Source organism: Halomonas sp. LMYGS-3 (genome assembly GCF_059509875.1).
Window position 1 is genome coordinate 65,789 of the sequence record NZ_JCAKFQ010000018.1, and the last position, 21,091, is coordinate 86,879.

A 21,091-nucleotide genomic window follows, 5' to 3' on the forward strand; every position below is an offset into this window, starting at 1 on the left:
GCTATCATGACGCTCTCGATTCATCAACTGGAGCCCTCCATGAGCTTTTACGTCTATCTCTCCGGCGAGATCCACACCGACTGGCGCGATGAGATCCGCCGCGGCGCCGAGGCCTCCGGCCTGGACATCGTCTTCACCTCGGCGGTGACCGACCACGACGCCAGTGACGCCGCCGGCGACCATCTGGGCGAGGAGAGCCAGCCGTTCTGGCGCGACCACAAGTCGTCCAAGGTCAACGCCATCCGCACCAAGACGCTGATCGAGCAGAGCGACCTGGTGGTGGTGCGCTTCGGCGACAAGTACAAGCAGTGGAACGCGGCCTTCGACGCCGGCTATTGCGCGGCTCTGGGCAAGCCCTATGTCACCCTCCACGGCGAGGAGATCATCCATCCACTCAAGGAAGTCGACGCCGCGGCCATGGCCTGGGCCACCACCACCGACCAGGTCGTCGAGATCCTGCGCTACGTCACCCGGGCATGATCGTTCCGGTCGCCGCGGCAGCGTTCTCGTGATCGGCGACCGGCTCGGACCTGGGAGGGCCACCGCACCACTCTTGCCAACCTTGGGTCAGACCCTCGGCGGGGCCGATTCCACTTGCAGGGTGCCTCCCGGATGAACGTCTTTGGGTCAGACCCTCGGCGGGGCCGATTCCACTTGCAGGGTGCCTCCCGGATGAACGTCTCGGCACGTTGATTCCGTCATAGGGCGTGCAGTCTAATCACTATTAAGATGAGGGGTGAGATTCTGTTTCGTGCGGCGGCGAGATGTCAGTCGTGTGGATTCTGACTGGCTGTGAGGGACTTCATTCGGAGACAGCGCAAGAAAAGGAGACAGGTAGCTCCTGAGCGTGCGAGGTGAAATATGAAAGTGAAGCGAATAATGTCGAACATGGAGACCCCGGATGTCCAGAAGGCGGCTGCCTTTTATGGAGACATATTGGGTCTTGAGCTGATCATGAACCACGGGTGGTTCCAAACGTATGGCTCGGATGCACAGATGACGGTTCAAGTCAGCTTCGGCTCTGAGGGTGGCTCCGGCACGCCGGTACCGGACTTGTCAATAGAAGTCGACGACTTGGAAACGGCATTGAAAAGAATGAAAGAGGCAAACATCCCCATAGAATACGGTCCGGTGAGCGAGCCCTGGGGAGTACGGCGGTTCTATGTACGCGATCCGTTCGGACGGCTCATCAATATATTGCGACATGAATGAACGACGATGCCCTGACAAGGCCGTATATGGCCCCTCCCGCGGTCAGGCTGGCTGGCCCCTCCAGAATGTCCTTTTCTCCTCAACGATTGAATAGCCATATCAATCCCGACAGTGCGAGGCTCACCAGGATCATGGTGGTGATGGGGAAGTAGAAGGAGACGTTCTCGCGGCGGATGGTGATATCGCCGGGGAGTTGACCCAGAGGCAGCTTGGAGAGCCAGGGCCAGAGCAGGCCGATGGCGATGATGAGCACGCCGACCAGGATCAGGGTGCGGTTCATGCAGGGCCTCCTGTTTCCTGAGTTCAGACTCGATGGTCTCCCGTTAGACAAAGCGCCCGCCGGTGGTTTTACCGCTGGGCGCTTCTTTTTTGCGCCGGCTCAGCCGTGCCGCTTGAGCTCGGTGAGCAGCGCCTGCAGCGGGTGCGGCAGGGCCTGCTCGGAGAGCCGTTTGACCTGGCTGCGGCAGGAGTAGCCGGTGGCCAGCAGGCGGCCGGCGTTGGCGGCGTCTTCCACCACCGGTTGCCAGGAGAGGCCGTAGACGGCCCGGGAGGTTTCGCGGTTGCGTGCCTCGTGGCCGTAGGTGCCGGACATGCCGCAGCAGCCGATGGCGACCGGTTCGAGCTCCAGGCCGAAGGCGGCGAACACCTGCTGCCAGGCCTTGGGGCTGCCCGGAGCGTTGGTGGCCTCGGTGCAGTGGGAGAGCAGCTTGTAGCCGGGGGCTTTCACCGCGGCCCCGTCTTGTGAGCCCTGGCGTGGCGCCAGGTGCGAGGCCAGGGTTTGTGATTGAGCGACCAACCACTCCTGGAGCATCAGCACCTCGGGCACGGCGTCCTCGCCCAGCGCCTTCACGTACTCCTGGCGGTAGGTCAGGGTCATGGCCGGGTCGATGCCCACCAGCGGCACGCCGAAGGCGGCCAGTGCGCGCAGCCGCTCGGCCTGCTTCACCGCGGTGCGTTCGAAGGCGCCGAGGAAGCCCTGGACATTGAGCGGCTTGCCGTTGGGCGCGTAGGGCGCCACGAACACCCGGATATCGAGTCGCGACAGCAGCTCGACGATGTCCCTCACCAGCCGGGCCTCGAAGTAGCTGGTGAAGGCGTCCTGGACGAGCACCACGCTTCTGGTCTTCTGGGCCTCGGTGAGCAGGCCCAGCGAAGTGGGCGTCGCCTCGGCCACGCCCCAGGCGCGCAGCTGCTTCTTGAGGCTGGAACGGGACAGCCGCGGGCTGTCGACCATGCCGATCGGGCCGGCCAGCAGCCGGTCGACCAGGCGGTTGCCCAGGGCGGCGTTGTAGAGTGGCGCCACCGGAGCCAGGTAGGGGACGAAGAATTCCAGTCCGCCGATGAGGTAGTCGCGCAGCGGGCGCAGGTAGCGGCCGTGGTAGATCTCGAGGAACTGCGAGCGGGATTCCGGCACGTTGACCTTGACCGGGCACTGGCCGGCACAGGACTTGCAGGCCAGGCAGCCGGCCATGGCGTCGTACACCTCGTGGGAGAAGTCGTCCTCGCCGCGTCGCTTGGCCAGGGTGTTGCGTAGCCGCCACGGGAAGTCGCGTACGAAGCCCCACACGCCCTCGGCCTGCTTCTTCCGTGACTCCTCGACAACGTCGATGCCGGCGGCGCCCTGCAGGCGCAGCCACTCGCGCATCAGGCTGGCACGCCCCTTGGGCGAGTGGATGCGCTCGCGGGTGGCCTTCCACGACGGGCACATGGCATCGTTCGGGTCGTAGTTGTAGCAGGCGCCGTTGCCATTGCAATAGACGATGGCGCTGTGGGCCTGCCATACCCGTTCGTCGATCTGGCGGTCGAGCTGGCCACGGGTGGGCACGCCGTCGATGGTCAGCAGCCCCGGGTCCACCCATTTCACGGCTTCCTCCCGCGCGGCGGAGCCAGCATCACTCGCGGCGTCGGGCGGGTTGGAAAGCGCCGCGGTTTCGGGCGGGGTATCAAGCGCCTTTCCCGCGGCTTCGGGCGGGATAGAGAGTGGAGTCGCGATCTTGCCCGGGTTCAACTGATTGTGGGGGTCGAAGGCGGCCTTGACCCGCTGCAGGCTGGGGTAGAGCTCGCCGAAGAACTTCGGGGCGTACTCCGAGCGCACGCCCTTGCCGTGCTCGCCCCACAGCAGGCCGTGGTACTTCTTCGTCAGCGCGGCGACCTCGTCGGAGACCTCGCGGATCAGCCGTTCTTGTGCGGGGTCCTTCATGTCGATGGCCGGGCGCACGTGGAGCACCCCGGCATCGACGTGGCCGAACATGCCGTAGGCGAGGCCGCGGGCGTCCAGGGCGGCGCGGAACTCGGCGATGAAGTCCGCGAGGTGCTCGGGCGGCACCGCGGTGTCCTCGACGAAGGGGATGGGACGCTTCTCGCCCTGGACGTTGCCGAGCAGGCCCACGGCGCGCTTGCGCATGGCGTAGACGCGCTGGATGGCCTCGCGGCCGGAGGCCAAGGTGTAGCCGAGGCGCTCGACGCTGTCGTCGGCCTCCAGGTGGCGGCAGAAGGCCGCGACCCGCGCGGCCAGCCGCGCGGGGTCTTCGTCGTTGAATTCGACCAGGTTGATACCGCGGATCGCCGCCGCCTGGCGGGTGGCCGTGGCGGTATCGCCGCCGCTCTCGGCTTCAGTGGGTTCGCTGGCGGTTGACCGCCCCGCCGGAAAGAACTCCGCCACGCTGTCCCAGACGAAGTCCTCCATCGCCAGCTGCAGCACGGTGTCGTCCACCGTCTCGATGGAGGTGGGCGCCGCACTGCTCGCCATCAGCGCCTTGGCGTCACGCAGGGCGTCCATGAAGCCGGTGTAGCGCACGTTGACCAGGGTCGAGTGCTTGGGGATCGGCAGCACCTTGAGCACCGCCTCGTTGAGCAGGCCAAGCGAACCCTCTGAGCCACACAGCAGGCTGTTGATATCGAGCCGGCCCTGGTCGTCGCGCAGGTGCGCCAGGTCATAGCCGGTCAGGCAGCGGTTGAGCGGCGGGAAGGTGGTGCGGATTCGCTCGCCCTGGGTGTCGATAATCTCCCGGGCGGTGCGGTAGGCGCGGCCGGTGACGTCGTCGCGCGCGCAGAGCGCCTCGAGGTCGGCGTCCTCCACCGGGCGACCGGTCAGCCGCTCGCCGCCGAGCAGCACGCTGTCGAGCTCGAGCACGTGATCGCGGGTCTTGCCGTACTCGCAGCTGCCCTGGCCGCTGGCGTCGGTGCTGATCATGCCGCCGATCGTCGCACGATTGGAGGTGGAGAGATCCGGGGCGAAGAAGAGGCCGTGGGGCTTGAGCGCGGCGTTGAGCTGATCCTTGACGACCCCGGCCTGGACCCGCACCCGACGGTTTTCCACGTCGATCTCGAGGATGCGGTTCATGTGCTTGGACACATCCACTACCAGGCCATCGGTGAGTGACTGGCCGTTGGTGCCGGTGCCGCCGCCGCGAGGCGTGAGCACCACCCGGCGATGTTCCACCTGGCCGGCGAGGTGCGCAATGCGCTCGAGATCCTCTGCTCCCCTGGGGTAGAGCACCGCCTGGGGCAGGCGCTGATAGATGGAGTTGTCGGTGGCGAGCGCCGTGCGGTTGGCGTAGTCCGGGGCGATCTCGCCCTCGAAGCCTGCCGCCTCGAGGGCCTCGAGGAAGCGGAGATAGCGGGCGTCGAGGCCTTCGATAGTGCTCGATTGAGCGATGTCCAGTCGTGCGATCATGGTGTCGTGTTCGGTCTTGGTCGCGGCCCCGGCGAGGCCGGAGGGGCAGAAGGGATGCCGCTACTTTACCCCGAGTGGGGGGGCGCGCGCATCCCGGTGCATCGGCCTCGCGTAGCACCCGGCCAGGCTTTTGCCTACAATGAGCGGCCTGATTTCACCGACTGCGACGGACCGGATTCCATGCTCGATCCCAAACTGCTGCGCGGCGACCTCGACATGGTCGCCCAACGACTGGCCAAACGTGGCTTCGTCCTCGACACCGAGCGACTCGAGGCGCTGGAATCCCGGCGCCGTGAGTTACAGGCCGAGACCGAGTCCTTGCAGAGCGAGCGCAACACCCGCTCCAAGGCGATTGGCCAGGCCAAGGCGGCGGGCGAGGACATCCAGCCGTTGCTCGACGAGGTGAGCGACCTGGGCGATCGGCTCGATGCCGCCAAGGCGCGGCTGGTCGAGGTCCAGGCCGAGTGGGACGAGGTGACCAGCGGCCTGCCCAACTTGCCCCACGAGAGCGTGCCGGTGGGCGACAGCGAGGAGGAAAACGTCGAGTTGCACCGTTGGGGCATGCCCCGGGCGTTCGACTTCGAGGTCAGGGATCACGTGGATCTGGGGGCGCTCAAGGGCGACCTGGACTTCGACCTGGCGGCCAAGTTGACCGGAGCGCGCTTCGCGGTGATGCGCGGCCCCCTAGCGCGACTGCACCGGGCCCTGACCCAATTCATGCTCGACACGCAGACCCTCGAGCATGGCTACGAGGAGTGCTATGTCCCCTACATGGTCAATGGCGATTCGCTCTTCGGTACGGGGCAGCTGCCCAAGTTCGGCGAGGACCTGTTCCGCCTCGACGACGAGCGCGGCTACCACCTGATCCCCACCGCCGAGGTGCCGCTGACCAACTTCGTGCGCGACGAGATCCTCGACGTCAAGGCGTTGCCGGTGAAGCTCACCGCCCATACGCCGTGTTTTCGCAGCGAGGCGGGCTCCCATGGCCGCGACACCCGTGGCATGATCCGCCAGCACCAGTTCGACAAGGTCGAGATGGTGCAGCTGGTCGAGCCGGAGCGGAGCTACGAGGCGCTGGAGGAGATGCGCGGCCACGCCGAGGCGATTCTCCAGGCGCTGGAGCTGCCGTATCGCGTCGTCACGCTCTGTACCGGCGATATGGGCTTCGGCGCCGCCAAGACCTATGACCTCGAGGTGTGGCTGCCGAGCCAGCACACCTACCGTGAGATCTCCTCGGTCTCCAACTGCGAGGACTTCCAGGCGCGGCGCATGCAGGCGCGCTTCCGTCATCCCGAGCAGAAGAAGCCGCAGCTGCTGCATACCCTGAATGGCTCCGGCCTGGCGGTGGGCCGTTGCCTGATCGCGGTGATGGAGAACCACCAGAACGCCGACGGTTCCATCACCGTCCCCGAGGTGCTGCGGCCTTATATGGGCGGGACCGAGACCATCAACGTCTGAGTATCAGGGGGCTGTCGTCGCGGCTTTCCCGGCGATAGGCCTGCGCGGAGGCGCTGTGAACCCTTCCCTGGGCGCTACATTCCTCTTCCCTGAGGAATGACCTCCGCTCCGACCCGTCTCCGGCGCCGCTTGCTCCAGTCTTTATCCGCGAGCGTCCCGCTCGGCGCTACGGCTCGATCTCCCAGCTGACGCTGACCCCCGCCTCGATGGTGATGGTGCCGGGGCGGTACTCGGCCTGGGGAGCGCTTTCCCGGGCGTCGGCGTTCATGGCCATCATGCGCGGGGCGTAGATCGGGGGGCGGGTCTCGCTGATGCTGGTCACCACGCCCAGCGATACACCCAGGGTGTCGGCCATCAGCCTGGCCTTGTGGCGGGCCCTCTCGAGTGCCTTGACCAGGGCCTCGTCGGTGGCGGCATCGCGGTCGGCAAGATCGTAGGTCACGCCGTCCAGGGCATTGACGCCGGCCTCGGTCAGGGCATCGAGCAGCACGGGCAACTGCTCCAGGTCTTCGACCTCGACCCGGAAGGGGCGCTCTAGGCGGGTGCGTACCAGCGTCTCGCGCTCGCCCTCCGTACGTCGCTCTCCGGGGTGGTACTCCGGCTGCACGTTCAGGGATCCGGCACTGATGGCGTCGTGCTCGAGGCCGGCCGCTTCCAGGGTCCGAATGAGGATGGCGGCACGCTCTTCCAGGCGGTCGCGGGCCTCGCGCAGGGCGTCGGGATCGCTCGTGGCGTCATCGCGCTGGGTGATGGCCGGGGTGCGTTCCCAGAGGCGGGCGCTGAGGGTGGCACGGTCGGGGATCACGTCGAGTTGTGCCTCGGCCTGGACATCGAGCCGGGAGCTCGTCTCCTCGGCCAGCGTGGTGGTGGCCGTCAGCGGCGTGACGACGAGCAGGACACCTAACAGCAGGTGCCGCGGGAAGAGAGGGAGCGGCATGGAAGCCTCCTTGCGACAGATGGGGAAAACGGCGGCATGATGGCATGATAGTGCTCGCTTCGAGCGCGGGCGTCAGCCGTGGTTCCGCGGTCGGGATGGCGTCCATCGAATCTGCACCTTCTCCATGGGGGGCAAACGGTTTGTACCCGCGCCCGGCAGGCGGCATCATGGGCGTTCACTGGTTGGTAGGGACCCCGGCATGCGCCTCCCAGACGACGAGTCCTTGCGGACCGTTCCCCTCAACCTCACCCTGGCTCTGGCCGCTCTGGTGATCATTATTGCCGGCCTGAAGGCCGGGTCGGACCTGATCGTGCCACTGCTGCTGGCGCTGTTCATCGCGGTGGTCTGTACGGCACCGGTGCAGTGGCTCCATCGCCTGGGGCTCAGCCTGCGCCTGGCGGTCTGGATCACCCTGCTGGTGATCGGGGCCTTCCTGTCCCTGCTGGGACTGCTGGTCGTGAACAGCTTCGGTACCTTCGTCGAGGCTCTGCCGGGCATCGAGACACGCCTCTACGAGTACTATCTGAGCCTCCTCGATCGACTCGCCACCATGGGGCTCGCCATCGATCCGGAACGCCTGGCGAGGCTGCTGGAGATCGAGGACGATGGCGCCTGGGTGACGGCGCTGCTCGGTGAGCTGGGCAACCTGCTGGTGCAGAGCGTGGTGGTGGCCCTGCTGGTGGTGTTCATGCTCTTCGAGACGCTCAACTTTCGTGACAAGGTCTCCCGCGCCCTGGCCAATCCGGCGCCGAGCCTGCGCCGGTTCAGCGAGTTCAGCCTGACGCTCAAGCGCTACCTGGCGGTCAAGACGATGATCAGCCTGGTGACCGGGGCACTGGTCTGGTTGGCCTGTGTGCTGGTGGGCGTGGACTTTCCCCTGCTGTGGGCCGTGCTCGCCTTCGCGCTCAACTTCATCCCCAACATCGGCTCGGCCATTGCCGCCATCCCGCCTGTCCTGTTGCTGCTGGTCTCGCAGGATGGTGGCCCGCTTCAGGCGCTGACGCTGGCGATGGCCTACCTGGTGATCAACTTCGTGCTCGGCAACATGGTGGAGCCACGGGTGATGGGGCGGGCGCTGGGACTGTCGACCTTCGTGGCCTTCCTCTCCCTGGTGGTATGGGGCTGGGTATTCGGGGCCGTGGGCATGCTGCTTTCGGTAGTGCTCACCATGACGCTCAAGATCGCCCTCGACAGTCACCCCGATACCCGTTGGATCGCCCACTTGCTGGGACCCGGTGAACGCTTCGTCGACGACGGCCTCGAGGACGCCGACAAGCCGCCCTCTCGGCGCGACGATACGGGGTGAGTCGGAAACGACATCGCCCCGGTCACGACCGGGGCGATGGGGGGAGGCCAGCGGGCGTCGATCAGGCGTTCTGGTCGATGAATTGCGCCAGCTGTGACTTGGACTGGGCACCGACGAGAGAGGCCACCTTGCTGCCTGACTTGAACAGCATCACGGTGGGAACGCCCCGTACCCCCTGCTCGGCGGCAATCTCCGGGGCGTCGTCCACATTGATGCTGACGACCTTGAGGTTGCCGGTGCGCTCCTCGGCGACCTCGTCGACCACCGGTGCCATCACCTTGCAGGGACCGCACCAGGGGGCCCAGAACTTGAGCAGGACCGGCGTCTCGGCCTTGAGGACTTCCTGCTCGAAGTTGGCATTGGTGACATCGACGTTGTTGGCCATGTGATTCTCCAGTTACGTTGCGCTGCATCGAGCGGGTCAGGGTGACACACCAGGGGCGTGTCTGGTCGGCTGATGTTAGCGGCCGACCGGTTCGCTGGCAAATAGCAGCTTCGACGGCGAGCGATCGCTCCTGGCCGAGGACGGATGGAGCGCGCGGCCGACCTGGGTGGTTTTCTTTATATGCGATATAGTGATTACATGATGCCGCTTTAATCGCTATTGTGTATTGGATTGCCGGGCGGTAGAGGGAGCCGAGTCCACCATGAAACTGCAGCAGCTGCGCTATATCTGGGAAGTCACTCGCCACAATCTCAATGTGTCGGCCACGGCCCAGAGCCTCTATACCTCACAGCCGGGGATCTCCAAGCAGATTCGCCTGCTGGAAGACGAACTCGGCGTGGAGATCTTCGCCCGCAGCGGCAAGCACCTCACCCGGGTCACGCCGGCGGGGCAGTCGATCATCGAACTGGCCGGCCAGGTGCTGCGTCTCACCGAGAACATCAAGGAGGTGGCGCAGGAGCACAGTGACGAGCGTCGCGGTAGCCTGTCGATCGCTACCACCCACACCCAGGCGCGTTACGCGCTGCCGCCAGTGATCCGCGACTTCACCCGCAAGTACCCGGACGTGGCCCTGCACATGCAGCAGGGCACGCCCAAGCAGATCGCCCAGATGGTCAGCGACGGCCAGGCCGACTTCGCCATCGCCACCGAGTCGCTTGAGTTGTTCAACGACCTGGTGCTGCTGCCCTGCTATCGTTGGAATCGCTGCGTGCTGGTGCCCAGGGAGCATCCCCTGGCTCGGCTCGAGACCCTGAGCCTCGAGGAGCTGGCCACGTATCCGATTGTCACCTACGTGTTCGGCTTCACGGGGCGTTCACAGCTCGATGACGCCTTCAGGGCTCGTGGCCTGTCGCCCAACGTGGTACTGACCGCCGCCGATGCCGACGTGATCAAGACCTATGTGCGACTGGGCATGGGGGTCGGGATCGTCGCCCACATGGCGGTGGATCCGGAACAGGATACCGACCTGGTGGCACTCGATGCCGGGCACCTGTTCGAGAGTTCTACCACCAAGATCGGCATTCGTCGCGGCACCTTCATGCGCAGCTACATGTATGACTTCCTGCAACGCTTTGCCTCGCACCTGGAGCGCGATCTGGTCGACGCCGCCATGATCGCGGGGCCGCGCCACGAACAGGAGCTGTTCGAGGATATCGAGCTGCCGGTGCGTTGAACCGGATCAGTGCTGCAGGTGCAGGCCGCACTCACGCTTCTCTTCGACCTTGGTGGGGTCGAAGTAGTCGAAGTTGTTGGGCAGGTCATGGGCCTGCAGGTACTGGTACATGTCTCGGGCGCTCCAGTGCAGCAGCGGCGAGACCTTCAGCAGGCCATCGGCATTGCGGCTGACGGGGGCCATGCGTGCACGCTCCGGGGTGTCCTCGGCACGCAGCGCCGTGAACCAGATGTCCGGAGCCATCTCCCGTAGCGCCCGCTCGAAGGGCTCCAGCTTCACTTCCCGGGTGAAAGCGTCGTGGCGAGGATCCTCGATGCCCGGCATCGGGCCTTCCACGGCTTCCCGATGGGCCCGGGTACGGCGCGGCAGGTAGGTGATCAGGTTGAGGTCGAGCCGCTGGGCCAGCTCGTCGGCGAACCGGTAGGTGGCCTCGGTGTTGTAGCCGTTGTCCATCCACACCACCGGGATGTCAGGCCGCTGGCGCGTCACCATGTGCAGGATGACCGCTTCGAAAGGGCGGAAGTTGGTGGTGCAGATCGGCCGTTCGCCCTGCTCCAGGGCCCAGCGAATCAGGGCTTCGGGGTCATTGCCAAGCTCATGGTTGATAGCGTCGAGGGGTGATGCCATAGGGAGGGGGCTCCGGGTCGTTGACGATATTGGCCTTACCCTACCAAAGCCTGGAGATCGCCCCCCAATACCGTTTCATTGGATGAATATATCCAAACGGAAGAAAAGCAGCGTTACTTATTCCATATTGTGCTGAATGCCGGTGGCCGTCAGGGCGCGCATCAGGTGGCGGATCTTGTCCAGGGTCTCGGCATACTCGTCCTCCCCCCTGGAGTCGGCCACCAGGCCACCTCCCCCCCAGAGGTGCAGACGCCCGCGGTCGGCAACGGCGGTACGGATGGCAATGGACGTATCCATCCGCCCGCGCACGTCCACGTAGCCGAGACTGCCACAGTAGGCGCTGCGACGGCAGGGTTCGAGTTCGTCGATGATCTGCATGGCGCGCACCTTGGGGGCGCCGGTGATGGAACCGCCGGGAAACGCGGCCTCCAGCAGGTCCAGCGGGCGTTGCCCGGTGGCCAGCTCGCCGGTGACCACGCTGACCAGGTGGTGGACATTGGCGTAGCTCTCGAGGCCGCAGAGTTGTGGCACTCGTACGCTGCCCGGGCGACAGACCCGGCCCAGGTCGTTGCGTAACAGATCGACGATCATCACGTTCTCGGCGCGGTCCTTGAGGCTCGCTTCCAGCTCCACGGCGAGACGCCGGTCTTCCTCGGGAGTGTCGCCGCGGGGGCGGGTGCCCTTGATCGGGCGTGCCTCGATCTGATCGCCGAGGCAGCGCAGGAAGCGCTCCGGCGAGAGCGACAGGATCGCCTTGTCGTGCCAGGCCATGTAGCCGGCGAATGGGGTCGGTGTGGCCTGGCGCAGGCGCAGGTAGGCGGCCCAGAGGTCGCCGGCGTAGGGGGCGCTGAAGCGCTGGGCCAGGTTGATCTGGTAGCAGTCGCCGGCACGGATATAGCGCTGGACGGCGTCGAAGCGCCGCAGGTAGCCGTCCCGATCCATTTCGCCCGTGAAGGCGGCGGTGAGGTGGAAGCCGCCCGTCGGTTCGGGGGGCTCGTCCAGCCAGCGGATGACCTGGCGGCGTCGCTCGGGCGTGGCCACGAGCCAGGTTTCCTGGCGCGCGTGATCCTGGATCAGCGCCCAGTCATGCAGGCCGACACGACTCGACGGCAGCTCGACCACCCGCTGTGCGCGGCCGGCGACCGGCTCCAGCCGGCTCGCCAGGTCGTAGCTCCAGAAGCCGATCAGTCCGCCGAGAAACGGCAGGTCGCTGTCGGGCACCGTCGCCGGCAGGCGGTCGAGCAGTGCCTGCTGGGCGGCAAAGGGGGAGAGGCCGGCGAGCGCCGGCTCGCCGAGGACACCGCCTTCGGCATCGATCTCGAGCAGGCCCAGTGGGTCGCTGCTGAGGATGTCGTAGCGGCCTCCCGGAGCGGTAGGACGCCCACTGTCGAGCAGTACGGCACCGGGGCGGTGGCGAAGTGTCGCGAAGTAGGCCAGCGGATCCTCGCGGTGGGGCAGAGGGGTGATCTCGAGTCGTGGTGTCATCAAAGCGCCTTCCCGGAACAGGCGCCTCATTCTAGGCACCCCGACCCGGTTTGTCCCTCCCGTTGCCCCGCCGCCGCGATGACGCCCTGTCAACGAGGCGGCAAGAATTGTCGACATTGTTGACTGGGCTGGATGGGTTGTCTACAACCAAAGATGTAGGTTGCCGCGTCGAGTCCATGGTTGACCGCTTTTCGGCCAGTGATTAAAGTGTTTCTATCACTTGATTGTCGACAATTGCCATGAACTCTATCGTACCAGAACAGGCTAGTCCCGAGGTTCGCACCCTGGCGGAACGGGTCTTCCAGCAGCTTCAGGATGCCATCGTCAGGGGCGAGCTGGCGCCGGGCAGCAAGATCACCGAGCCCGGGCTGTCGAAGGCCTACGGTATCTCCCGGGGGCCGCTGCGCGAGGCGATGCGCCGCCTGGAAGCCCATCGACTGATCGAGCGGGTGCCGCATGTGGGGGCTCGGGTGGTCAAGCTGTCGATGAGGGAGCTGCTCGAGCTGTTCGATGTGCGCGAGGCACTCGAGAGCATGGCGGCCCGGCTGGCCGCCGAAAACATGACCGCCGAGGAGATCGCCGGCCTGCGCGAGGTGCTCGCACTGCATGAGCGTCAGAGCGACCTCAAACGCGGTGAAGCCTACTATCAGCGCGAGGGCGACCTCGACTTCCACTATCGCATCGTCCAGGGCAGCCACAACAAGATGCTGATGACGATGCTCTGTGATGACCTCTATTACCTGGTGCGGCTCTACCGTACCCAGTTCAGCGCCAGCGGTTCGCGCCCCCAGCGTGCCTTCGTCGAACACCACCGCATCGTCGATGCCATCGAGGCCGGCGACGCCGAGCTGGCCGAGCTGCTGATGCGGCGACACGTCAGTGCCTCCCGGGCCAATGTCGCCGACCGCTATGCCGCCATTCTGACCCAGGAAGCCGAGGCGACCGCCTGAGGCCGGCCCGGACAACACGAGGAGAGATCGCATGACGCAACAGACACCCGGTGCGCGCTTCCGCGCCGCCCTCGAGGCCAGCCGACCGCTGCCCATCGTCGGTACCATCAATGCCTACACTGCCATGATGGCCGAGCGCGTCGGTCACCGGGCGATCTACCTGTCGGGTGGTGGCGTGGCCAACGCCTCTTTCGGGCTACCCGACCTCGGCATGACCACCATGAACGATGTGGTCGAGGACGCCCACCGCATCTGTGGTGCGACGGAGCTGCCGTTGCTGGTGGATATCGACACCGGCTGGGGCGGTGCCTTCAACATCGCCCGCACCGTCAAGGAGATGCAGCGTGCCGGCGTGGCCGCCGTGCACCTGGAGGACCAGGTGGCTCAGAAGCGCTGCGGCCATCGGCCCAACAAGGCGATCGTCTCCCAGGCCGAGATGGTTGATCGGGTGAAGGCCGCCGCCGATGCGCGCCTCGACCCCGACTTTTACTTGATCGCCCGCACCGATGCCTTCCAGAAGGAGGGGCTGGATGCCGCCATCGAGCGCGCCAACGCCTGCATCGAGGCGGGTGCCGACGCCATCTTCGCCGAGGCGGTGCATACCCTCGACGACTATCGCGCCTTCTGCGAGCGCGTCGATGCGCCGATCCTGGCCAACATCACCGAGTTCGGGGCCACACCGCTGTTCACCCAGCACGAACTCGGCGAGGTGGGCTGCCGCATGGTGCTCTATCCGCTGTCGGCCTTCCGCGCCATGAATGCCGCGGCGCTCAGGGTCTACCAGAGCATCCACGACAAGGGGCATCAGCGCGACGTGGTCGAGCTGATGCAAACCCGCGACGAGCTCTACGACTTCCTCAATTATCACGCCTTCGAACAGAAGCTCGATGCCCTCTTCGCCGAGAAGGGCGACGACGCCTGATCGACTGGCGACCTCGACAAGAACCAAGACAAGAACCAAGACAAGAACCAAGACAAGAACACGCCAGACAAGGAGACACGCCATGACAGATAAACCCGTCAGCAGCACCGGCCTGCGTGGCCAGAGTGCCGGAACCACGGCGCTGTGCACCGTCGGCAAGACCGGCGCCGGCCTGACCTATCGCGGCTTCGACATCGCGGAGCTGGCCGAGAAGGCGCGCTTCGAGGAAGTGGCCTACCTGCTGCTCAAGGGCAAGCTGCCCAACCAGGCTGAACTCGACGCCTATATCACCAAGCTCAAGGGCCTGCGTGGCCTGCCGCCAGCGCTCAAGGCCGTTCTCGAACAGATCCCGGCCTCTGCCCACCCCATGGACGTGATGCGCACCGGCGCTTCCATGCTGGGTAACCTGGAGACCGAGGAGAGCTTCGACGAGCAGCAGGACGTCTCCGATCGCCTGCTCGCCGTGCTGCCCTCGATCATCTGCTACTGGTATCGCTACTCCCACGACGGCGTGCGCATCGAGACCGAGACCGACGACGACTCCGTGGGCGCCCACTTCCTGCACCTGCTGCGCGATGAGCCGGCCTCCGAGCTGCATGCCCGGGTGATGAACGTCTCGCTGATCCTCTACGCCGAGCACGAGTTCAATGCCTCGACCTTCACCGCCCGCGTCTGCGCCTCGACGCTCTCCGACATGCATTCCTGCGTGACCGGCGCCATCGGTTCGCTACGCGGCCCGCTGCACGGTGGGGCCAACGAGGCAGCCATGGCGATGATCGAGAACTGGACCTCGCCCGAGGAGGCCGAGCGCGAGATCCTGGGCATGCTCGAGCGCAAGGAAAAGATCATGGGCTTCGGCCACGCCATCTACCGCGAGTCCGACCCGCGCAATGCCATCATCAAGCAGTGGTCGAAGCGGCTCGCCGAGGACGTGGGCGACAGCGTGCTCTACCCGGTCTCGGAGCGCGTCGAGGCGGTGATGTGGCGCGAGAAGAAGCTGTTCTGCAACGCCGACTTCTTCCACGCCAGCGCCTACCACTTCATGGATATCCCCACCAAGCTGTTCACGCCGATCTTCGTCTGCTCGCGGGTGACCGGCTGGTGCGCGCACGTCTTCGAGCAGCGCGAGAACAACCGCATCATCCGCCCCAGCGCCGACTACGTCGGTCCGGAGCACAGCGAGTGGGTGCCGCTCGAGGAGCGCGTCTGACCCACCCGGGAGGCGGCCCCACGGGGTCGCTTCCCTCGATGCCTCGTGCCCCGATCCCACCTGGAAGACGCCCGACGCCATGAATACCGACTATCGCAAACCGCTTCCCGGCACCGAGCTGGACTACTTCGACGTGCGTGAGGCCGTCGAGGCGATCCGACCCGGTGCCTATGACACCCTTCCCTACACCTCCCGGGTGCTGGCCGAGCAGTTGGTACGCCGCTGCGCCCCCGAGTTGCTCACCGATGCCCTCAAGCAGCTGATCGAGCGCCGGCGCGACCTGGACTTTCCCTGGTATCCGGCCCGGGTGGTGTGCCACGACATCCTCGGCCAGACGGCGCTGGTCGATCTCGCCGGCCTGCGCGACGCCATCGCCGAGAAAGGCGGTGATCCGGCCAAGGTCAACCCCGTGGTACCGACCCAGCTGATCGTCGACCACTCCCTGGCCGTCGAGCATGCTGGCTTCGAGAAGGACGCCTTCGAGAAGAACCGCGCCATCGAGGACCGCCGCAACGACGATCGCTTCCACTTCATCAACTGGACCAAGACCGCGTTCGAGAACGTCGACGTGATTCCGCCCGGCAACGGCATCATGCACCAGATCAACCTGGAGAAGATGTCGCCGGTAGTACAGAAGCGACCCGCTGAGAATGGACGGTGGGTGGCCTTCCCCGACACCTGCGTCGGCACCGACAGTCACACCCCCATGGTCGATGCCCTGGGCGTCATATCCGTCGGCGTGGGTGGTCTCGAGGCCGAGAGCGTGATGCTGGGCCGTGCCTCCATGATGCGTCTGCCCGACATCGTCGGCGTGGAGCTGACCGGCAGGTTACAGCCCGGGATCACCAGTACGGATATGGTGCTGGCGTTGACCGAGTTCCTGCGCCGCGAGCGCGTGGTGGGAGCTTATCTCGAGTTCCATGGCGAGGGGGCCGATGCCCTGACCGTAGGCGACCGGGCCACCATCTCCAACATGACACCGGAGTACGGTGCCACTGCGGCGATGTTCTACATCGATGGCCAGACCATCGACTACCTCAAGCTCACCGGCCGCGATGACGATCAGGTGGCGCTGGTCGAGACCTACGCCAAGGAAGTGGGGCTCTGGGCGGACAGCTTGAAGGGCGCCGAGTACGAGCGGGTGCTGACCTTCGACCTCTCCTCGGTGACTCGTACCCTGGCAGGGCCGTCCAACCCTCACGCGCACCTGCCCACCTCCGAGCTCGCCAAGCGCGGTATCGCGGTGAACCTGGACAAGGCGCTGGAGGAAGAGCGGTTGGGCAAGATGCCAGATGGCGCGGTGATCATCGCCGCCATTACCAGCTGCACCAACACCTCCAATCCGCGCAACATGGTGGCGGCCGGCCTGATCGCCCGTAACGCCAACAAGCTGGGCCTGACACGCAAGCCGTGGGTGAAGTCGTCGCTGGCGCCAGGTTCCAAGACGGTCAAGATGTACCTGGAAGAGGCCGACTTGATGGCCGAGCTGGAAACCCTCGGCTTCGGTGTGGTGGCCTACGCTTGCACCACCTGCAACGGCATGTCCGGTGCGCTGGAACCGAAGATCCAGCAGGAGATCATCGACCGCGACCTCTATGCCACCGCGGTGCTGTCCGGCAATCGCAACTTCGATGGCCGCATCCACCCTTATGCCAAGCAGGCCTTCCTGGCCTCGCCGCCACTGGTGGTGGCCTACGCCATTGCCGGCACCATCCGCTTCGACATCGAGAAGGACGTACTGGGTCACGACCAGGAGGGCAACCCGGTCACACTCAAGGACATCTGGCCAGCGGACGAGGAGATCGACGCCATCGTCAAGCAGGCGGTGAAGCCGGAGCAGTTCCGCCAGACCTATATACCGATGTTCGATCTCGACAAGAGCGCCCGCGCCCGGGTCAATCCGCTCTACGAGTGGCGCCCGCAGAGTACCTACATCCGCCGGCCGCCCTACTGGGAAGGCAACATGGCCAAGGAGCGCGGCCTCAAGGGGATGCGGCCGCTGGCGATCCTGCCGGACAACATCACCACCGATCACTTGTCGCCGTCCAACGCCATCCTGTTGGACAGCGCGGCGGGGGAGTATCTCGACAAGATGGGCGTGCCGGAGGAGGACTTCAATTCCTACGCCACCCACCGCGGCGACCACCTCACGGCCCAGCGTGCCACGCTTGCCAACCCCAAGCTGTTCAACGAGATGGTGCGCGACGGCAACGGTGAAGTGAGGCAGGGCTCGCTGGCACGCATCGAGCCGGAGGGCAAGGTGAGCCGCATGTGGGAAGCCATCGAGACCTACATGGCGCGCAAGCAGCCGCTGATCATCATCGCCGGCGCCGACTACGGCCAGGGCTCGTCGCGCGACTGGGCGGCCAAGGGGGTGGCGCTGGCCGGGGTGGAGGCAATCGTTGCCGAGGGCTTCGAACGCATCCACCGCACCAACCTGATCGGCATGGGCGTGATGCCCCTGCAGTTCGAGGCCGGCACCACCCGCCAGACCCTGGGGCTGGACGGCACCGAGACCTATGACGTGGAAGGCACGCCTTCGCCGCGCGCCACCCTGATCCTGGTGATCCACCGCCGGAACGGCGACACCGAGCGCATCCCCGTGACCTGCCGCCTGGATACCGCCGAGGAGGTCTCCATCTACTCCGCCGGCGGCGTGCTGCAGCGCTTCGCCCAGGACTTCCTCGAGTCCGAGGAGGTGGCGGGCGCATGAGCCAGGTTCCCCAGACTCATCTTTCACAACTCAGGATCCCTGCCACCTATATGCGTGGCGGTACCAGCAAGGGGGTCTTCTTCAAGCTCACCGATCTCCCGGAAGCGGCCAGGGTGCCGGGTGAGGCCCGCGACCGGCTGCTGCTGCGGGTGATCGGCAGCCCCGACCCCTACCAGAAGCAGATCGATGGCATGGGCGGGGCGACCTCGAGCACCAGCAAGACGGTGATCCTGAGCAAGAGCGAGAGCCCCGACCACGACGTCGACTACCTCTTCGGTCAGGTCGCCATCGACAAGCCATTCGTCGACTGGAGCGGCAACTGCGGCAACCTCTCCGCCGCCGTGGGGCCCTTCGCCATCGCCAATGGGCTGGTGGATCCGTCCCGGATTCCCGACGACGGCGCGGCCGAGGTGCGTATCTGGCAGGCCAACATCGGCAAGACCATCGTCTGCCGGGTGCCGATCACCGACGGCCAGGTGCAGGAGACCGGCGACTTCGAGCTGGATGGAGTGACCTTCCCGGCGGCCGAGGTGCCGGTGGCCTTCATGGATCCGGCGGACGGCGAAGGTGCCATCTTCCCCACCGGCAACCTGGTGGATGACCTGGAGGTGCCGGCCGAGGTGGTGGCGGGAGGAACCCTCAGGGCGACGATGATCAATGCCGGTATCCCCACCGTCTTCGTCAATGCCGTCGATCTCGGCTACACCGGTACCGAGCTGCAGGAAGCAATCAATGGCGATCCCCGGGCGTTGGAGCGGTTCGAGACCATCCGTGCCCATGGGGCCCTGAAGATGGGACTGATCCAGTCGCTCGAGGAGGCGGCGAACCGCCAGCACACCCCCAAGGTGGCCTTCGTGGCGCCATCGGCCGGTTACATCGCCTCCAGCGGCAAGGCGGTCGCGGCCGAGGAGATCGACCTGCTGGTGCGCGCGCTCTCCATGGGCAAGCTGCACCATGCCATGATGGGCACCGCGGCGGTGGCCATCGCCTCGGCGGCGGCCATCGAGGGCACCCTGGTCAACCTGGCTGCCGGCGGTGGCAAGCGCAATTCGGTCTGCTTCGGCCATCCCTCGGGCACCCTGCGGGTCGGCGCCGAGGCCAGCCTGGTGGACGGCCGCTGGGTGATCGACCAGGCGGTGATGAGCCGCAGCGCCCGGGTGCTGATGGAGGGCTATGTGCGCGTGCCAGGCGATACCCTCTGAGCCGAGGCCCCGGGTCGCAGGGCTCGGGACGTTGCCTATAGTGGAGGTATCAGTCGACGCAGCGACAGGAGAGGATCATGGCCACTGTGGAAGCCAACGTGCGCCCGGACTACGATGCCGAGTTGCAGAGGATCGCCGACTACGTGCTCGACTACCGGGTCGACAGCGAGGAGGCGTGGCAGACCGCCCGCAACTGCCTGATGGATACCCTGGGCTGCGGCCTGCTGGCGCTGCGCTTTCCCGAGTGTACCAAGCACCTGGGGCCGCTGGTCGAAGGCACGGTGGTGCCCCATGGCGCCCGGGTGCCCGGTACCTCGTTTCGTCTCGACCCGGTCAAGGCGGCCTGGGACATCGGCTGCATCGTGCGCTGGCTCGACTACAATGACACCTGGCTGGCGGCGGAGTGGGGGCACCCCTCCGACAACCTGGGAGCGATCCTGGCGGTGGCCGACCACCTTTCCCAGAGGCGCGTGGCACAGGGCGAGACGCCGCTGACCATGCGCGATGTCCTCGATGCCATGATCCGGGCCCACGAGATCCAGGGCGTGCTGGCGCTGGACAACTCCTTCAACCGGGTCGGTCTCGACCACGTGGTGCTGGTCAAGGTGGCCTCCACCGCCGTGGTCACCAGGATGATGGGCGCCGATCGCGAGCAACTGCTCTCGGCGCTGTCCCATGCCTGGGTCGATGGCCAGAGCCTGCGCACCTATCGCCATGCGCCGAACGCCGGCTCGCGCAAGAGCTGGGCGGCGGGGGATGCGACGTCGCGGGGCGTGCGCCTGGCCGATATTGCCCTGCGTGGCGAGATGGGGATCCCCGGAGTCCTCAGTGCCCCCCAGTGGGGCTTCTACGACGTGCTGTTCGCGAAGACCAACAAGGACCAGGCCCTCAAGCCCGAAGGCGAGCGAACCTTCTCCTTTCAACGTGACTTCGGCAGCTACGTGATGGAGCACGTGCTGTTCAAGCTCTCCTTCCCGGCGGAATTTCACGCCCAGACCGCCTGCGAGGCGGCCGTCACCCTGCATCCGCAGGTGAGGGGCCGCCTGAACGAGATCGACAGGATCGTGCTGACCACCCACGAATCGGCGATCCGTATCATCTCCAAGTCCGGCCCTCTGGCCAATCCCGCCGACCGCGACCACTGTCTGCAGTACATGACCGCCGTGCCGCTGGCCTTCGGCAATCTGGTCGCCGAGCACTACGAGGACGATTTCCACGCTGCCCACCCGATCATCGACGAGTTGCGGGAGAAGATGGAGGTGGTCGAGGAGCCACGCTACACACGTGACTACCTGGATCCCGACAAGCGCTCCATCGCCAACGCCATCCAGGTGTTCTTCAGGGACGGCAGCAGTACCGACAAGGTCGAGATCGAGTACCCGATCGGTCACCGTCGCCGTCGTGCCGAGGGCATTCCTGTGCTGGAGGAGAAGTTCCGTCGGAATCTCGTCACTCGTTTCCCGCCGGGCCGCTGCCGACAGATCCTCGACCTCTGTCGAGATCAGGGACGTCTCGAGGCCACGCCGGTGCACCGATTCCTCGACCTCTTCGTGATCTGAGTGTGCCATGCACCGACCTTGATACCGGTCATGGCCGGCGCGCGCATCCTGGGCTATAGTTTTCTGGTGCAGGGGGTTGCGTGTCCCTACGGAAATCCGTAAAGTACGCATCCGCTGCCGGCGACGGGCAACGTGGCCAGCGGTGATGAGTGGCAGAAGTGATTGTTCTGCTTGAGGTTTTTCGAGGTTTCGAAAAAGTTCTCGCTTGACAGGCA

The 21,091-nt window shown here is 65.8% G+C and carries 17 protein-coding genes; 11 read left to right on the top strand and 6 right to left on the bottom strand.

The window, feature by feature from the left end; translation table 11 throughout:
* Positions 1-39 precede the first annotated feature (39 nt).
* Both AC5W54_RS15860 and AC5W54_RS15865 read left to right on the top strand, forming a co-directional pair.
* Positions 40-480 carry a YtoQ family protein gene (locus AC5W54_RS15860; RefSeq protein WP_495963060.1) on the top strand — a complete coding sequence of 147 codons (441 nt, stop codon included), beginning with the start codon at positions 40-42 and terminating at the stop codon, positions 478-480.
* A 381-nt stretch (positions 481-861) separates the two neighbouring features.
* The gene (locus AC5W54_RS15865; RefSeq protein WP_495963061.1) at positions 862-1,212 is read left to right on the top strand and encodes a VOC family protein; all 351 of its coding nucleotides are present in this window, start codon (positions 862-864) and stop codon (positions 1,210-1,212) included.
* Positions 1,213-1,291: 79 nt separating this feature from the next.
* Here AC5W54_RS15865 and AC5W54_RS15870 read toward each other — a convergent pair whose 3' ends face one another.
* Positions 1,292-1,492, bottom strand: a complete 201-nt coding sequence (locus AC5W54_RS15870; protein WP_495963062.1) for a DUF2905 domain-containing protein — start codon at positions 1,490-1,492, stop codon at positions 1,292-1,294.
* 99 nt (positions 1,493-1,591) lie between these two features.
* Entirely contained in the window at positions 1,592-4,888 is a 3,297-nt protein-coding gene (locus tag AC5W54_RS15875) for an FAD-binding and (Fe-S)-binding domain-containing protein (RefSeq protein WP_495963063.1), read from the bottom strand.
* A gap of 180 nt (positions 4,889-5,068) precedes the next feature.
* Between AC5W54_RS15875 and serS the strand changes: the two genes are divergently transcribed.
* Positions 5,069-6,346, top strand: coding sequence for a serine--tRNA ligase (gene serS / locus AC5W54_RS15880; protein ID WP_495963064.1), 1,278 nt, complete (start codon positions 5,069-5,071; stop codon positions 6,344-6,346).
* Positions 6,347-6,512: 166 nt separating this feature from the next.
* Here the strand turns inward: serS and AC5W54_RS15885 are convergent, their stop codons facing one another.
* Positions 6,513-7,283 carry an SIMPL domain-containing protein gene (locus tag AC5W54_RS15885; protein ID WP_495963065.1) on the bottom strand — a complete coding sequence of 257 codons (771 nt, stop codon included), beginning with the start codon at positions 7,281-7,283 and terminating at the stop codon, positions 6,513-6,515.
* A gap of 199 nt (positions 7,284-7,482) precedes the next feature.
* On the opposite strand from AC5W54_RS15885, the gene AC5W54_RS15890 reads away from it, so the two are divergent.
* Complete coding sequence (locus tag AC5W54_RS15890; protein ID WP_495963066.1) at positions 7,483-8,589, top strand: AI-2E family transporter; 1,107 nt, start codon at positions 7,483-7,485, stop codon at positions 8,587-8,589.
* 61 nt (positions 8,590-8,650) lie between these two features.
* On the opposite strand, the gene trxA is transcribed toward AC5W54_RS15890, so the two are convergent.
* Positions 8,651-8,974 carry a thioredoxin gene (gene trxA / locus AC5W54_RS15895; protein WP_110282051.1) on the bottom strand — a complete coding sequence of 108 codons (324 nt, stop codon included), beginning with the start codon at positions 8,972-8,974 and terminating at the stop codon, positions 8,651-8,653.
* Between the two features lie 262 nt (positions 8,975-9,236).
* Between trxA and cysB the strand changes: the two genes are divergently transcribed.
* Positions 9,237-10,208 carry an HTH-type transcriptional regulator CysB gene (cysB, locus tag AC5W54_RS15900; RefSeq protein WP_495963067.1) on the top strand — a complete coding sequence of 324 codons (972 nt, stop codon included), beginning with the start codon at positions 9,237-9,239 and terminating at the stop codon, positions 10,206-10,208.
* Positions 10,209-10,214: 6 nt separating this feature from the next.
* On the opposite strand, the gene AC5W54_RS15905 is transcribed toward cysB, so the two are convergent.
* Positions 10,215-10,835 carry a phosphoadenosine phosphosulfate reductase domain-containing protein gene (locus AC5W54_RS15905; RefSeq protein WP_495963068.1) on the bottom strand — a complete coding sequence of 207 codons (621 nt, stop codon included), beginning with the start codon at positions 10,833-10,835 and terminating at the stop codon, positions 10,215-10,217.
* 117 nt (positions 10,836-10,952) lie between these two features.
* Complete coding sequence (gene pabB, locus AC5W54_RS15910; RefSeq protein ID WP_495963069.1) at positions 10,953-12,320, bottom strand: aminodeoxychorismate synthase component I; 1,368 nt, start codon at positions 12,318-12,320, stop codon at positions 10,953-10,955.
* Positions 12,321-12,559: 239 nt separating this feature from the next.
* On the opposite strand from pabB, the gene AC5W54_RS15915 reads away from it, so the two are divergent.
* From AC5W54_RS15915 to prpD, 6 genes are all read left to right on the top strand, one after another.
* The gene (locus AC5W54_RS15915; RefSeq protein WP_495963070.1) at positions 12,560-13,270 is read left to right on the top strand and encodes a GntR family transcriptional regulator; all 711 of its coding nucleotides are present in this window, start codon (positions 12,560-12,562) and stop codon (positions 13,268-13,270) included.
* Positions 13,271-13,301: 31 nt separating this feature from the next.
* Positions 13,302-14,192 carry a methylisocitrate lyase gene (gene prpB / locus AC5W54_RS15920; RefSeq protein WP_495963071.1) on the top strand — a complete coding sequence of 297 codons (891 nt, stop codon included), beginning with the start codon at positions 13,302-13,304 and terminating at the stop codon, positions 14,190-14,192.
* Between the two features lie 82 nt (positions 14,193-14,274).
* Positions 14,275-15,402, top strand: coding sequence for a bifunctional 2-methylcitrate synthase/citrate synthase (prpC, locus tag AC5W54_RS15925; RefSeq protein WP_495963072.1), 1,128 nt, complete (start codon positions 14,275-14,277; stop codon positions 15,400-15,402).
* Between the two features lie 79 nt (positions 15,403-15,481).
* Entirely contained in the window at positions 15,482-18,115 is a 2,634-nt protein-coding gene (acnD, locus tag AC5W54_RS15930) for a Fe/S-dependent 2-methylisocitrate dehydratase AcnD (RefSeq protein WP_495963073.1), read from the top strand.
* On the top strand, positions 18,112-19,317 hold the full coding sequence (gene prpF, locus AC5W54_RS15935) for a 2-methylaconitate cis-trans isomerase PrpF (RefSeq protein WP_495963074.1): 1,206 nt from the start codon (positions 18,112-18,114) through the stop codon (positions 19,315-19,317). Before acnD ends, prpF begins: the two co-directional genes overlap by 4 nt.
* Positions 19,318-19,394: 77 nt before the next feature.
* The gene (gene prpD / locus AC5W54_RS15940; protein ID WP_495963075.1) at positions 19,395-20,876 is read left to right on the top strand and encodes a 2-methylcitrate dehydratase; all 1,482 of its coding nucleotides are present in this window, start codon (positions 19,395-19,397) and stop codon (positions 20,874-20,876) included.
* Positions 20,877-21,091: the final 215 nt, after the last annotated feature.